12 protein-coding genes are annotated in these 13,919 nt (G+C 73.4%); 4 read left to right on the top strand and 8 right to left on the bottom strand.

Translation table 11 applies throughout. From position 1 onward, the window contains the following. Positions 1-11: 11 nt before the first annotated feature. The 3 genes from I6G21_RS03345 to pdxS form a co-directional block, all read right to left on the bottom strand. A complete protein-coding gene (locus I6G21_RS03345; RefSeq protein WP_129358001.1) occupies positions 12-1,502 on the bottom strand; it encodes a DASS family sodium-coupled anion symporter in 1,491 nt (496 codons plus the stop codon). Positions 1,503-1,620: 118 nt separating this feature from the next. Continuing rightward, positions 1,621-2,226 (bottom strand): pyridoxal 5'-phosphate synthase glutaminase subunit PdxT, encoded by a 606-nt coding sequence (gene pdxT / locus I6G21_RS03340; RefSeq protein WP_058731045.1) that lies wholly within the window; start codon positions 2,224-2,226, stop codon positions 1,621-1,623. Next, a complete protein-coding gene (pdxS, locus tag I6G21_RS03335; RefSeq protein WP_081046336.1) occupies positions 2,223-3,176 on the bottom strand; it encodes a pyridoxal 5'-phosphate synthase lyase subunit PdxS in 954 nt (317 codons plus the stop codon). Before pdxS ends, pdxT begins: the two co-directional genes overlap by 4 nt. A 234-nt stretch (positions 3,177-3,410) precedes the next feature. Here pdxS and pdxR point away from each other — a divergent pair, with 234 nt between their 5' ends. From pdxR to I6G21_RS03320, 3 genes are all read left to right on the top strand, one after another. Next, entirely contained in the window at positions 3,411-5,015 is a 1,605-nt protein-coding gene (pdxR, locus tag I6G21_RS03330; protein WP_129358000.1) for a MocR-like pyridoxine biosynthesis transcription factor PdxR, read from the top strand. A gap of 90 nt (positions 5,016-5,105) precedes the next feature. Next, positions 5,106-5,759, top strand: a complete 654-nt coding sequence (locus I6G21_RS03325) for a hypothetical protein (protein WP_193554011.1) — start codon at positions 5,106-5,108, stop codon at positions 5,757-5,759. Positions 5,760-5,802: 43 nt separating this feature from the next. Further along, complete coding sequence (locus I6G21_RS03320) at positions 5,803-6,252, top strand: hypothetical protein (protein ID WP_058730341.1); 450 nt, start codon at positions 5,803-5,805, stop codon at positions 6,250-6,252. 24 nt (positions 6,253-6,276) lie between these two features. Here I6G21_RS03320 and I6G21_RS03315 read toward each other — a convergent pair whose 3' ends face one another. From I6G21_RS03315 to I6G21_RS03300, 4 genes are all read right to left on the bottom strand, one after another. Next, positions 6,277-6,813 carry a YbaK/EbsC family protein gene (locus tag I6G21_RS03315; RefSeq protein ID WP_058730340.1) on the bottom strand — a complete coding sequence of 179 codons (537 nt, stop codon included), beginning with the start codon at positions 6,811-6,813 and terminating at the stop codon, positions 6,277-6,279. A 188-nt stretch (positions 6,814-7,001) separates the two neighbouring features. Beyond that, positions 7,002-9,320, bottom strand: a complete 2,319-nt coding sequence (locus I6G21_RS03310; RefSeq protein ID WP_269148353.1) for a heavy metal translocating P-type ATPase — start codon at positions 9,318-9,320, stop codon at positions 7,002-7,004. After that, complete coding sequence (locus I6G21_RS03305; protein ID WP_058730338.1) at positions 9,317-9,535, bottom strand: heavy-metal-associated domain-containing protein; 219 nt, start codon at positions 9,533-9,535, stop codon at positions 9,317-9,319. Before I6G21_RS03305 ends, I6G21_RS03310 begins: the two co-directional genes overlap by 4 nt. Before the next feature lie 71 nt (positions 9,536-9,606). Then, the gene (locus I6G21_RS03300) at positions 9,607-9,945 is read right to left on the bottom strand and encodes a metal-sensitive transcriptional regulator (protein ID WP_058730337.1); all 339 of its coding nucleotides are present in this window, start codon (positions 9,943-9,945) and stop codon (positions 9,607-9,609) included. Between the two features lie 145 nt (positions 9,946-10,090). Here I6G21_RS03300 and I6G21_RS03295 point away from each other — a divergent pair, with 145 nt between their 5' ends. Then, positions 10,091-12,076: a glycoside hydrolase family 15 protein gene (locus tag I6G21_RS03295; RefSeq protein WP_129357999.1), complete on the top strand. Its 1,986-nt coding sequence runs from the start codon at positions 10,091-10,093 to the stop codon at positions 12,074-12,076. Between the two features lie 132 nt (positions 12,077-12,208). On the opposite strand, the gene I6G21_RS03290 is transcribed toward I6G21_RS03295, so the two are convergent. Beyond that, positions 12,209-13,888: a glycoside hydrolase family 13 protein gene (locus tag I6G21_RS03290; RefSeq protein ID WP_129357998.1), complete on the bottom strand. Its 1,680-nt coding sequence runs from the start codon at positions 13,886-13,888 to the stop codon at positions 12,209-12,211. Positions 13,889-13,919: the final 31 nt, after the last annotated feature.

Genomic DNA, 13,919 nt, shown 5'->3' with positions numbered 1-13,919 from the left:
CCCCCGTGGGCTCAGACCAGGCCGAGCCACTTCCAGTAGGTCGCGGAGAACAGCAGCACCAGCAGGTACCCGGCCACCGTCAGCGGGATGCCGGTCTTCAGGAACTGGCGGGTGGTGAACGCCCCCGTGCCGTAGGCCAGCATGTTCTGCGGCGCGGAGACCGGCAGCAGGAAGCCGAAGCAGATCACGAACTGCTGGATCACCACGAAGCCGATCCCCTGATCCGGCAGGCCCGGCAGGCTCTGCGCCAGGGCGATGAACACCGGGATCAGCGCGCTGGACAGCGACGTCGCCGAGGCGAAGCCCAGGTGGATGAGGATGGTGAACGCGGAGACCAGCGCGATCGTCGCCAGCAGCGGCAGCTGCGCCAGACCCATCGCGGAGAACGTCTTCTCGGACAGCCAGGACGCCGCCCCGGTGCTCAGCAGCACGCTGCCCAGGGAGATCCCGACGGCGAAGACCACCAGCGTCCCCCAGTTGACCAGGTGCTCCACGGTCTTCCAGTCGTACACCCCGACCTTCGGCAGCAGCATCAGCGCCACCGCGATGACCGTGACCGTGGAGGAGTCCAGGGAGTGCACGGTGCCCTCGGTGGCCCACAGCAGGAGCAGCAGCACCGAGATCCCCACCAGGCGCTTCTCCGCACCCGTCATCGGCCCCAGCTCGCCCAGCTCCCGGTGCACGACCTCCCGGCCGCCGTTGATCCGGTCCACCTCCGGACGGATCGCCCGGCGCATGATGAAGAACAGCAGCACGGACATCACCGCGGACCAGGGTGCCGCCCACAGGAACCACTGCGGCCAGGAGACGGTGGTGTCCAGCTGCTTCTCGATGAACCCGATCGCCACCATGTTCTGCGCGGCCGCCGTCTTGATCCCCACGTTCCACACGGACACCGCCTGCGCCGCGGTGATCACCAGCAGCGCGGCGAGCTTGGAGTCCTTCGGCAGCCCGAAGGCGGCCACCATGCCCAGCAGGATCGGCACGACGGCGCCGGCCCGCGCCGTCGCCGAGGGGACGAAGAACGCCAGCACCACGGAGATGGCGATGGCCCCGGCCACCAGGTGGCTGGTCTTCTCCCCGGCCACCCGCAGTACGTGCAGGGCCAGGCGCCGATGCAGCCCGGTGGCCTGCATGGCCGCGGCCAGGGCCAGGGCGGCGGCGACCAGCGCGACCGCCGAGGAGGAGAAGCCGCCGAGGGCCGCGGTGAGCCCGCCCTTGGTGCCCAGCAGCTGCCCCGGATCCTCGGGGTCCGGGGCGGTGCCCAGCAGCACGGCCAGCAGCCCGATGATCAGCAGGGCGCTGACCGGGTAGGTCACGGCCTCGGTGACCCACAGGATCACCGCGAAGGCCAGGACGGCCAGGGCCCGGTGGCCCGCGACGCTCAGGCCCTCCGGGGTGGGCAGGATCAGGATGACGACGAGCGCGAGCACGGCGAGGCCGAAGCTTACGGGGGCGACCCAGGAGGAGCGGGTCTTCTCGGCGGTCTGCGGGGACGTCATCGTCGGTGCCTCGATCCGTGCGGTGCGAATGAACTGGCATGATCCATGCTAGTTTCAGTCGGCCGGGGGATCCGGGAGGCTCCCGGGAGATGACGCTCATAGCCTGCGGCGGATGGGCTCAGTCGGGGATGAGGCCCAGCAGCTCCCGGTGCACCGTGGTGTCCCCGGTCAGCTCCGGGTGGAAGGAGATCCCGAGGACCCGGCCCTGCCGCACCGCGACGACCCGCCCCTCGAAGCGGGCGAGCACCTCGACGTCGGGCCCGTGCTCCACGACCTCCGGGGCCCGGATGAACGCCGCCCGCACGGTGCCCTCCGGTCTCGCGCTCCCGCCCCAGGTCAGCAGGGCCTCGGCGGAGGAGGTCTGGGGACCGAAGGCGTTGCGGGCCACGGCGGCATCCAGCAGGCCGAGGCTGCGCTGGCCGGGTGCCGGGTCGCGGATGGTCCGGGCCAGCAGGATCAGCCCCGCGCAGGTGCCCAGCACGGGGTGCCCGGCGCGGGCGAAGTCGATCAGCGGTTCGCGCAGCCCGAAGGTGCGGGTGAGCCGGTCGATCGTCGAGGACTCCCCGCCGGGCAGCACCAGCGCGTCCAGTCCCTCCAGATCCGCCGGGTGGCGTACCTTCCGCGCGTCGGCCCCGAGGGACTCCAGCATCCGCAGGTGCTCGGCGACCCCGCCCTGCAGGGCCAGCACCCCGACGGCCCGGGGTGCGGTGTTCGGCTGGCTCACCAGCCGCGCTCGGCCAGGCGGTGCGGGGCGGGCAGGTCCGCGACGTTGATGCCGACCATCGCCTCGCCCAGGCCGCGGGAGGCCTGGGCGATCGCCGCGGCGTCGTCGTAGAAGGCGGTGGCCTTCACGATCGCGGCGGCCCGTCGGGCCGGATCTCCGGACTTGAAGATGCCCGAGCCCACGAACACGCCGTCCGCGCCCAGCTGCATCATCATCGCCGCATCCGCCGGGGTTGCGACCCCGCCCGCGGTGAACAGGACCACCGGCAGCTTCCCGGTGCGAGCCACCTCCAGGACGATGTCGTACGGGGCGGCCAGCTCCTTGGCCTTCACGTACAGCGCCTCCGGGGTGGCGGCGTACAGCGCCTGCAGCTCGGCGATCTGGCCGCGGATCGTGCGGATGTGCTTGGTGGCCTCGGAGACGTCCCCGGTGCCGGCTTCACCCTTGGAGCGGATCATCGCCGCGCCCTCCGCGATGCGCCGCAGCGCCTCCCCCAGGTTGGTGGCCCCGCACACGAAGGGCACCGTGAAGCCCTGCTTGTCGATGTGGTTGACGTAGTCCGCGGGGGAGAGGACCTCCGACTCGTCGATGTAGTCCACCTTCAGCTCCTGGAGCACCTGCGCCTCCACGAAGTGCCCGATCCTCGCCTTCGCCATGACCGGGATGTCCACGGCGTCGATGATCTGTTCGATGAGGTCCGGGTCGGACATGCGCGCCACCCCGCCCTGCGCGCGGATGTCCGCGGGCACCCGCTCCAGGGCCATGACGGCGACGGCGCCGGCGTCCTCGGCGATGCGCGCCTGGTCCGCGGTGACCACGTCCATGATCACCCCGCCCTTGAGCATGTCCGCCAGGCCGCGCTTGACCAGGGGTGACCCGGTGCGGGCCCCCTGATGCTCGGTGCTGGTGGTGGGGGCGGTGTTCTCCGGGGCGCTGTGCTGCTCAGTCATGCCCACCATCCTGGCGCGCGGCGCTGGACCGACGACAGGTCCAGAATCCGCCCAGGTTTTTGGTCCACAGGTGCCGGCCCCGCGTCCCGCCGTCGCGTTTGGGAGCCGTTTCGGTGTTTGGGGGCGTTCTCGTGGCTCCCGAACACCGAAACCGCTCCCAAACGCACCAGAGCGGCGCGGAGGAGCGGCGCGGCGGGGCCGGTGGGGGCGGGGTCGCGCCTACACTGGGGTGCCATGTCCCGCCACCGCACCGACGCCGAGCTGCCCGTGCGGATCCGCCGCGGGGGCGGGCCGCTGCCGACCCAGCTGGTCGAGCAGATCCGCGAGCTCGTGGCCGTCGGGACCCTGCGCCCCGGCGACGCCCTGCCCTCCACCCGGGCGCTCGCGGCCCGCCTGAGCATCTCCCGCGGCAGCGTCACCACCGCCTACGACCAGCTCACCGGCGAGGGCTTCCTCATCGCGGATCGGGGCGGCACCCGCATCACCCCCGAGCTGCCGGCCCTGCCGCCGCGCCCCCGAGGCACGACGCCGGACACCCCGCGCCGCAGCGTGCCTGCCGCTTCCGGGGTGGCCGCCGCCGCTGGGCCAGGTACCGCGGTCGCTGCCGACCCCGGGGAGAATGCCGCCGGTGGGCCGGGCGTCCATGCCGAAACCGGCCCCGCCGCCGAAGCCACCACCGCCCCCGAGGCGCGCACCGAAGCCGCCTCCGCCCTCCGGTATGACCTGCGGCCCGGCACCCCGGATGTCTCGGCCCTGACCACCACGGCCTGGCGGGCCGCGTGGCGGGCGGCCGCCGCCCAGCCGAGCCTCGGTCACCCACCCCAGGGCTCGGCGGCGCTGCGTCGGGAGCTGGCCGAGCACCTGCGCATCGGCCGCTCGGTGCCCGCCGACCCCGAGGATCTGCTGGTCACCGGGGGTGCCCGGGACGGGCTTCGGCTGCTGCTGACCGTCCTGGCCCAGCGGCTCGGGCGGGCCCTGACCGTCGCCGTCGAAGACCCGGGCTACCCCTCTCTGCACCGGGTGCCCGCCGCGCTCGGGCACCGGGTGGTCCCCGTGCCCCTGGATGCCCAGGGCCTGGACCCCGCCCACCTGGAGAAGGGCCCCGCCCGGCCCGACGTCGTGCTGGTGACCCCCTCCCACCAGTACCCGCTGGGCGCGTCGATGCCTGCCGCCCGGCGCGCGGAGCTGCTGGCGTGGGCCGTCGAGCACGAGGCCCTGCTGGTGGAGGACGACTACGACTCCGAGCTGCGCTACGTCGGGGACCCGCTGCCGGCCCTGGCCGCGATGGACACCGCCCGCTACGGCGCCGGGGACCGGGTCGCGACCCTCGGCTCCTTCGCCAAGACCCTCACCCCGGGCCTGGGCCTGGGGTTCCTGCTCATGCCGCCCCAGCTGCGCCGGCGGCTGCTGGCCCACAAGCGCGACGCCGGCGCCCCGGTCTCCGGGATCGTGCAGGACGCGATGACGGGCTTCCTCGCCGAGGGCGGGCTGCGTCGGCACACCGCCCGGATGCGCCGGGAGTACCGGCGACGCCGCGACCTGCTGGCCCGGGTCCTCGCCCCGGATCGGCTGCCGCCGGGGGTGCGGGTGCTGCCCATGGACGGCGGGCTGCACACCGTCGTGGAGCTGCCCGACGGGCAGGGCACCGCGGGGGAGCGCCGCCTCGTCGACGCCGCCGCGCGGCAGGAGGTGGGGGTCGCCGGGCTGACGGGGTACTGGAGCCGACCCGGGGCGCGGGCCGGGCTCGTCGTCGGCTTCGGCGGGCTGAGCGAGCCGCGCCTGGAGGAGGCCCTGCGGCGGCTGCGCGCGGCACTGGGCCGGGAGCTGCCCGCCGGCTGAGAAGAGCCCGGCTGGGCCCGCGGCGCGCACGATAAGCTGGTGGGCGACGTCGCCCGCCCCAGCCCGCCCAGCGAAAGGCCGTCCGCCCCCATGCCCGTCACCGAAGCCAGCGCGACCCTCGAGGAGCTGCGCGCCCTGCACCGGCCCGTGCTCGCCCGCGCCCTGCTGTGCCTGGCCTTCGGACTGCTCACCGTGTTCTGGCAGCCCTCCAACTACTGGTCCTGGGGGGACCCGGGGCTGTCCGCGGTCACCTGGGCGGTGGGGCTGTTCATGATCGCCCACGGGGCCGTGCTGCTGTGGCTGCACCGCAGCCTCGCCGCACCGCTGGCCGAGGGCCCGGAGCGCTCGGCCATCCAGTCCTTCGCGGTGCTCTACGCCCTCGGCGGCGCGGTGGCCCTCCTCTTCGCGGGGCAGCTGGGCCAGCTGGTGCTGATCGTGGGCCTGGTCTACGGCATCGCCGGGCTGACGGAGCTGATCCTCGGACTGCGCACCAGCCAGACCTCCGCGATGGGCCGGGACTGGACCATCGCCGGGCTGGTCGCGGTGCTCGCGGCGGCCGGGCTGTTCCTGTTCGGGGAGATGGGCTCCAAGGCGCTGTTCGGCATCGTGGGCGGGGCGGCGATGATCGTGGGGGTCTTCCACCTCATCGCGGCCCTGACCTTCCGCCACGACGCCCGGGTGCTGCAGCGGCACGGGACGCGCGGCGACTCTGTGAACCGGGCGGGCGACCCGGGCGGGCCGTAGACTGGCAGACGGACCTCACCACACCCCCAGGAGGAGCATCTTCGTGGCACAGCGCCCCAAGCGCGGACTCAAGGCCGACATCAAGGCCCCGCTGATCCTCGCGGCCATCCTCGCGATCATCGCGTTCGTGGGCGTCTTCGTGTTCGCCACGGGCGGGACCAACAACCAGCCGGAGATCAAGCTGGCCCTGTCCGCGGCCGGCGGCGTGTTCGTGGTGACCCTGGTGGTGTGCGCGACCCTGATCATGGTCGAGCGGCCCAACGACGAGGAGCTGGGCCAGGGCACCGGCATCAACCGCCGCTCCGCGGACCTGTACGCCGCGGCCAAGGCGCGCAAGGAGGAGCGGGAGCGCCGCGAGCGGGAGCAGGCGGGCTCGGGCACCGGCGACGCCGCGGCGGGCGCCCGCGAGCGTGACGATGCCGCCACGAAGGAGTCCCCCGAAGACGACGGGCCGACCTGGGGCCAGCGCGCCCACCCCGAGACCCACAACTGAGGCCGGGGGCCCGCGGCGTCGGGATCAGCGGCGCACGAGGTCCAGCACCTCGGCGCCCGTCAGCGCGGCCAGCTCCGCGCCGCTGACCAGCAGCTTCGCCTCGCGTCGACCCGCCCCGATCACCACGGCCTCGGCGTCGGCCACGGCCCGGTCGATCAGCACCGGCCAGTCCGCAGGCAGCCCCACCGGGGTGATGCCGCCGGAGGTCATGCCCGTGCGCCGCTCCGTCTCCTCCTGATCCGCGAAGGAGACCTTCCGGGCGTCCAGGTGCTTGCGCACGGTGGTGTTGATGTCGGCCCGATCCGCGGCCAGCACGAGCACCGCCGCGGTGGTGACCCGCTCGCCGCGCCTGCCCTGCACGACCACGCAGTTGGCGGTGGCCTGCACATCGACGTCGTAGGCCTCGCAGAAGGCGGCGGTGTCGGACAGCTCGGGGTCGATGCGCGCGAGGCGAGCCGTCGGCACGGCGCCGGCGCGCACGGCGTCGGCCACGGCCGGGGCGACGGCGTCGGGATCGTCGGTCAGTGCGGTCCAGTCGAGGGTTCCCTGTGGTGTCGGCATGGGGCCAGTGTAGGACCGGACGGGACGGAAGATGGGTCCCGCGCCACACGAGGACCAGCGAGGACGCACACCTTCCCATCGCGACCCGGCGCATCCGTTCCCACCCCTGACGCGAGACGGCGCATCCGTTCCCGGGAAAGCGAAAACCGGGAACGGATGCGCCGTCTCGCGAGGTAGAAGGGGAACGCCTACCGGTCGAAGCGGGTCAGGCGCAGGGAGTTCAGCACCACGAACACTGAGGAGAACGCCATCGCAGCACCCGCGATCATCGGGTTGAGCAGCCCCAGGGCCGCCACCGGGATCGCGATGACGTTGTAGCAGAACGCCCAGAACAGGTTGGAGCGGATGATGCGCAGGGTCGCCCGTGACAGTCGGATGGCCTGCGGCACCGCCGCCAGCTCGTTGCGCATCAGGGTCAGGTCCGCGGCCTCCAGGGCCACATCCGTGCCCGCGCCCATCGCCACCCCGAGGTCCGCCCGGGCCAGGGCCGCGGCGTCGTTCACCCCGTCCCCGACCATCGCGACCACCCGGCCCTCGCCCTGCAGCCGCTCGACGGCACGCACCTTCTGCTCCGGGGAGACCCCGGCGATGACGTCCTCGGCGGCGATGCCCACCTGCTCGGCGATCGCCCGGGCCACCGGTTCGGCATCGCCCGTGAGCAGCACCGGGCGCAGGCCCATCTCGCGCAGCTGGGCCAGGGCGGAGGCGGCGTCCTCCTTGGGTTCGTCGCGCAGCAGCAGCAGTCCGACGCTCATCCCGTCCACCGCGGCGACGACGCCGATGCGCCCCTCGCCCTGAGCGGCGGTCAGCGTCTCCCGGTGGGCGGCGGGCACCTCGATGCCCTCGGCGGCGAGCCAGGACGGCTGGCCCACGGCCACCCGGTGCTCCTCGTCGTCCTCGGCCAGGCGCACCAGACCGGAGACCCCGCCGCCGGCCGCACTGGCGAACTCCCGCACCGCGGGCAGCTGCTTCCCGGTGCGCTCGCGGGCGCCGGCGGCGACGGCCCGGGCGATGGGGTGCTCGGAGGCCTCCTCCACGGCTCCCGCCAGCAGCAGCAGCTCCTCGGCGGTGCCCGGGGCACCCCGGCCCTCGCCGGTCTGCGATGCCGCGGGCGCCTCGCCCCCGGCGGAGTGCGCCGTCGTCTCCGGCCGGCGCACCTCCTCCAGGGACAGCTGCCCGCGGGTCACGGTGCCGGTCTTGTCCAGGACCACAGCGTCCACCCCGCGGGTGTCCTCCAGGACCTGCGCGGACTTGATGAGGATGCCCAGCTGGGCGCCGCGCCCGGTGCCGGTGAGCAGGGCGGTCGGGGTGGCCAGACCCAGGGCGCACGGGCAGGCGATGACCAGCACGGAGACCGCCGCGACGAAGGCCGCGTTCAGCCCGCCGTCGGCCGCCCCGCCGATCAGCAGCCACAGCAGGAAGGTCAGCACCGCGATGCCCAGCACCACGGGCACGAACACCGCGGAGATCCGGTCCGCCAGCCGGGCCACCGGGGCCTTGGTGGACTGCGCCTGGGAGACCAGGCGCCCCATCTGCGCCAGGGTGGTGTCCTCGCCCACGCGCTCGGCGCGCACGATCAGCCGGCCCCCGGTGTTCAGGGTCGCGCCGGTGACGCGGTCTCCCTCCGAGACCTCCATGGGCACGGATTCCCCGGTGAGCATGGACTCATCCACCGCGGAGTGGCCCTCGACGACGACGCCGTCCGCGGCCACCTTCTCCCCGGGCCGCACGATGAAGCGCTGGCCCGCGGCCAGCCGCGAGACGGGCACGCGGTGCCCGACGCCGTCCTCGTCCAGGACCTCCACGTCCTTGGCGCCCAGGTCCAGCAGCTTGCGCAGCGCCTGCCCGGAGCGGTCCTGCGCGCGGGCCTCCAGCCACCGGCCCAGCAGCAGGAAGACCGTGATGACGCCCGCGGATTCGAAGTACAGCTGGTGATCCGCCATGGACACGGCGTGACCCAGGTGCGCGTGCGCCGTCATCCCCGGGTCGGCCAGCAGGTGGCCCAGGGAGAACAGGTAGGCGGCGGCGACCCCGAGGGAGACCAGGGTGTCCATGGTCGAGGAGCCGTGCCGGGCGTTCACGGCGGCACCCCGGTGGAAGGGCCAGGCCCCCCAGGTGACCACGGGCAGGGACAGCACGGCCGCGACCCAGCCCCAGTGCGGGAACTGCAGGCCGGGGATCATGGAGATCGCGAAGACGACCGCGGCCAGGGGCAGGCTGACCCACACCCGGCGGCGCAGGGCGGCGGTGCCCGGTTCGGCGCGCTGCGCGGCGTCGTCGTCCTCCTGCGGGGGGCGCTTCAGGGACGGGGTGTACCCGGCGTCGCGCACGGTCTGCAGGATCTGCTCATCCGTGACGCCCTCCGGCACGGTGACCTGCGCGGATTCCAGCGGGAGGTTGACGCTGGCGTGCACCCCGTCGATCTTCCCGAGCTTGCGCTCCACCCGGCCGACGCACGAGGCGCAGGTCATCCCCTGGATATCGAGGTCGACGACGCGCTGGCTCACCGGTGCTCGACCACCCGGTAGCCGGCCTCGGACACGGCGGCCTCCACGGCCTGCGCGTCCAGGTCCCCGGTGTGGGTGATGGTCACGGGGGAGGTGCCGCCGCTGTTCAGGTGCACGCTCACGTCGGTGACCGCGGGGATCTCCCGCAGCTCCTCGGTCACGGAGGCCACGCAGTGCTGGCAGGTCATGCCCTCGACGTTCACGGTGGTGTTCATGGTGCTTCCTCTTCCGATGGTGGTGTGTGCGTCCGGGCCGCTGCGGAACCGGGCCCGGGCGCGGGTGGGTATCAGCTGCGGACCAGGCGGGCGACGGCGGCGGAGGCCTCCGCGACCTTGGCCCGCATCTGCTCCTCGTCCCCGGAGGCAGCGGCCCCGGCCACGCAGTGGCCCAGGTGCTCCTGAAGCAGTCCCACGGCCACGGCGTGCAGGGCGCTGCTGACCGCGGAGATCTGGGTGAGGACGTCGATGCAGTACTGGTCCTCGTCGATCATCCGGGCCACCCCGCGCACCTGCCCCTCGATGCGGCGCATCCGCTTGAGGTAGCGGTCCTTGTCGTGGGTGTACCCGTGCGGCGGGTGCGGGGTCTGGGCGGTGGTGTCCGCGGCGTCGTTCTCCGGCTGGCTCATACTCCCGGTATACCCCCGAGGGGTATCCTGCGCAAGGGTCGGGGCGGAATGGCGCGGGAGGGCGCGGCCTCACGGGCCGGTGATCTTCGCCCCGCCGCCACAGGAAAAGCACGCCTGCTGATCATCAGCCGATAGATTGGGGATCATGGCTTCACACATCGAGGACTACGCCCTGCTCTCGGACATGAGCACCGCGGCCCTGGTCTCCCGGGACGGCTCCGTGGACTGGTTCTGCACCCCCCGGTTCGACGCCGAGGCCGCCTTCGCCGCGCTGCTGGGCACCCCCGATCACGGCCGCTGGCTGCTGGCCCCCGCGGCCTCCGCCTTCGCCCCGGCCGCCGCGCAGGTCGCCCCCGGCGGCGCCGCCGAACAGGACGCCCCGCGCGCGGAGGTCGTGGAGCGCTTCTACGGGGAGAACTCCTTCGTCCTGCACACCGTGTGGACCACGGACACCGGCTCCGTGCGCGTCACGGACTTCATGCCCCTGAACGGGCGCACCGAGATCGTGCGCCGCGTGGAGGGGCTGATCGGCGAAGTCACGATGCACCAGGAGCTGCAGCTGCGCTTCAGCTACGGGCGCACCCACCCCTGGATGACCCGCTACGACGGCGCCCCGGACCCCGCCACGGGACTGCCGGACCCGGCCGAGGCGATGCTCGTGGCCATGGCCGGGCCCGATGCTCTCGTCTTCCGCGGGGACCCGGTCCCGGAGGAGGGGGACCGCTGCCACGCCGGGCAGTTCCAGATCGCCGCCGGGCAGATCCGGGACTTCACCCTCACCTACTTCCCCTCCCACCGCAACCCCCCGGCCCCGCTGGACGTCAACGACACCCTGCACCGCACCGTCGGGCACTGGTCCGAGTGGACCCAGCTGTGGGATGACTCCTCCGCCCCGGCCCCCGTGCCGACCACCACCGCGCCCCTGGCCACCACCACGATGCCCGTGCTGCCCGCGGACGGGGCCGCCTATCCCGGGACGGAGGAGGCCGAGCGGGACCCGCGGCTGCAGGACTACCGGGACGCCCGGCTGCGCTCGCTGCTGGTGATCCGCGCCCTGATGAACCGGGAGACCGGCGGGCTGATCGCCGCGCCCACCACCTCCCTGCCGGAGGTCCTCGGCGGACAGCGCAACTGGGACCACCGCTTCTGCTGGCTGCGCGACGTCGCCCAGGCGGTGGACGTGGCCGCGACCCACGGGCACGAGCGGGAGGCCGCCCAGCTGCGCAACTGGCTGCTGCGGGCCATCGCCAACGACCCCTCGGAGCTGCACAACGTGTACGGGGTGGCCGGGGAGTCCGATGAGCTGGAGCGCACCGTGGACTTCCTGCCCGGCTACGAGTCCTCCCGGCCGGTGCGCCGCGGCAACGGCGCGGCCGAGCAGCTGCAGGGGGACGCGATGGGTCAGCTCATGGTGACCTTCGAGCGCCTGCGTGGGCTGGGCTTCGCCGAGGATCACCTCTCCTGGCCGCTGCAGCAGGCGCTGCTGCGCGCCGCCGTCGCTCACGTGGGGGAGGAGGACCAGGGCATCTGGGAGATGCACGGGGGCACCCACGTGTACACCCACTCGCAGGTGATGCTGTGGGCCGCGCTCGACGCCGGGGTGCGGGCGGTGCGGGTGCACGGGCTGGCCGGGGACGACGCCGCGTGGGCGGGCGCCCGGGACCGGCTGGCCCAGCAGATCTGGGAGCACGGCTACGACGCCGAGCTGAACTCCTTCGTGCAGGTCTACGGCGGCACCGAGGTGGATTCCTCGCTGCTGAACATCGCCCAGGTGGGCTTCGTGGCCTTCGACGACCCGCGGATGCTGGGCACGGCCGAGCGGATCGAACAGGAGCTGGGCACCGAGGCCGGGCTGATCTACCGGTACCGCAACGCGGACGGGCTGGACGGCATCGAAGGCCAGGACAACCCGCACCTGGCCTCCTCGCTGTGGCTGGCCCAGCAGCACATCCGCTCCGGGCGCACCGAGCGGGGTCGGCTGATCCTGGACGCGGTGCTGGACCGGGCCAACGACGTCGGCCTGCTCAGCACCGAGTACAGCCTGCGCAGGTCCCGGATGACCGGCAACTTCCCGCAGTCCCTGGCGCACATCGCCCTGGTGGACGCCATCGACGCCCTGCTCGGCGCCTAGCCCGGCCCACCCGACAACCCACCCCAGCGCCCCGTCCTCAGCGCCGAGTCATCGATTCCTGCGGATTTTCGGCCGAAATCTCGTCGGAATCGATGACTCGGCGACGTCGGGGGAGGCGAGGGAGGGTGAGTCTCAGCGGCGCAGCCAGAGGGTGGCCTCGGCGGGGACGGTTCCCGACGACGACGCGGCGGAGCCCAGCACCACCTGGCCGGCCAGCGCCTCGGGCAGCCGCACCGGCTGGTCGGAGAAGTTGGTGACGCACACCCAGCCGCCGGGTCGGGCGAAGGCCAGCACCTGCGGGTCCCCGGTCTCGAGCCACTCCAGCTCCTCGGCCCCCTGCAGCTCGCGCCGGGCGGCCAGGGCCCGGCGGTACAGGGTGAGCGTCGAGTCCTCATCCTGTACCTCCACGGACACCGCGTACCGGCCGAACCAGTCCGGCTGCGGCAGGTGGGCCCCGTCCGGGCCGAAGCCGAAGGAGGAGCCCTCCGGGGTCCAGGGCAGCGGCACCCGGCAGCCGTCCCGGCCCTTGTCCACCCCGGGGCTGCGGAAGAAGGTGGGGTCCTGGCGGTCCTCGTCGGGGATGTCCGCGACCTCGTGCAGGCCCAGCTCCTCGCCCTGGTACAGGTAGGCGCTGCCGGGCAGGGCCAGCTCGAACAGGGTCGCCGCCCGCGCCCGGTGCAGGCCCCGCTCGGCGTCCAGCTGCGGCTCGGTTCCGCCGGAGAGGATCCAGGCGACCCCGGTCTCCTTGTCCGTCCTGCCGGGCACCTCCGGCAGGCCGTAGCGGGTCGCGTGGCGCACGACGTCGTGGTTGGACAGCACCCAGGTGCTGGAGGATCCGGAGCGGGCGGCCAGATCGGTGTTGAAGGAGACGATGTCCTTGAAGCTGCGGGCGTCGAAGTGCGCGGAGAGCAGGTCGAAGTTGAAGGCCTGGCCCAGACCCTTCGGGCTGGCGTAGGCCGGGCGTCGGTCCGCCTCCACCCACGCCTCCGCCACGGCGGTGCGCGGCGGGTCGTAGGAGTCGAAGACCTTCCGCCACTCGGCGTAGATCTCGTGCACCTCGTCCCGGTCCCACAGCGGGTGGGTGCCGTCGATGGGCATCTCGTCCAGCTGCGCCTGGGTGGGCAGCCGATCCGGCAGATCCTTGGCCAGGCCGTGGGCGACGTCGATGCGGAAGCCGTCCACGCCCCGATCGGACCAGAAGCGCAGGGTGGTCAGGAAGTCCGCCCGCACCTCGGGGTTGTCCCAGTTCAGGTCCGGCTGCTCGGGGGCGAAGCTGTGCAGGTACCACTGCCCGTCGTCCACCCGGGTCCAGGCGGGCCCGCCGAAGATCGAGATCCAGTCCGCCGGCGGCTCGGCCCCGTCCGGGCCCTGCCCGTCCCGGAAGATGTACCGCTCGCGTGCGGGGGAGCCGGGCCCGGCGGCCAGGGCCTCCTGGAACCAGGCGTGCTGATCCGAGGTGTGGTTGGGCACGATGTCCACGATCAGGCGGATCCCCGCGGCGTGCAGGGCCTCGACCATCGCGTCGAAGTCCTCCAGGGTGCCGATCTTCGGGTCCACGTCCCGGTAGTCGGCGACGTCGTAGCCGCCGTCGGCCAGGTCCGACGGGTAGAACGGGCTCAGCCACACGGCATCGACCCCGAGCTCGCGCAGGTACGGCACGCGCTCGGTGATGCCGCGCAGGTCCCCGATGCCGTTGCCGTCCGCGTCCGCGAAGGAGCGGGGGTAGATCTGGTAGACGGCGGCCTGGCGCCACCACTGCGGGTCCGGGGAGAGGCCGACGGCGGGTGCGTTCTCGGTGCGCTCGGTGCTCATGCGGTGCGGGTGTCCTTTCGAGACGGGAAGC

The organism is Rothia kristinae (assembly GCF_016028855.1).
Classification (GTDB): domain Bacteria; phylum Actinomycetota; class Actinomycetes; order Actinomycetales; family Micrococcaceae; genus Rothia; species Rothia kristinae.
Note: the sequence above shows the minus strand (reverse complement) of the source record. Positions and strands in the feature narration are given on the sequence as shown.

Bases quoted from the DNA above. Each gene is read 5' to 3' on its own strand.
- I6G21_RS03305 (WP_058730338.1), bottom strand. From the start codon at position 9,535: ATGAACACCACCGTGAACGTCGAGGGCATGACCTGCCAGCACTGCGTG.
- pdxR (WP_129358000.1), top strand. From the start codon at position 3,411: ATGTCCCGCCACCGCACCGACGCCGAGCTGCCCGTGCGGATCCGCCGC.
- pdxS (WP_081046336.1), bottom strand. From the start codon at position 3,176: ATGACTGAGCAGCACAGCGCCCCGGAGAACACCGCCCCCACCACCAGC.
- I6G21_RS03300 (WP_058730337.1), bottom strand. From the start codon at position 9,945: ATGAGCCAGCCGGAGAACGACGCCGCGGACACCACCGCCCAGACCCCG.
- I6G21_RS03325 (WP_193554011.1), top strand. From the start codon at position 5,106: ATGCCCGTCACCGAAGCCAGCGCGACCCTCGAGGAGCTGCGCGCCCTG.
- I6G21_RS03295 (WP_129357999.1), top strand. From the start codon at position 10,091: ATGGCTTCACACATCGAGGACTACGCCCTGCTCTCGGACATGAGCACC.
- I6G21_RS03290 (WP_129357998.1), bottom strand. From the start codon at position 13,888: ATGAGCACCGAGCGCACCGAGAACGCACCCGCCGTCGGCCTCTCCCCG.
- I6G21_RS03345 (WP_129358001.1), bottom strand. From the start codon at position 1,502: ATGACGTCCCCGCAGACCGCCGAGAAGACCCGCTCCTCCTGGGTCGCC.
- I6G21_RS03315 (WP_058730340.1), bottom strand. From the start codon at position 6,813: ATGCCGACACCACAGGGAACCCTCGACTGGACCGCACTGACCGACGAT.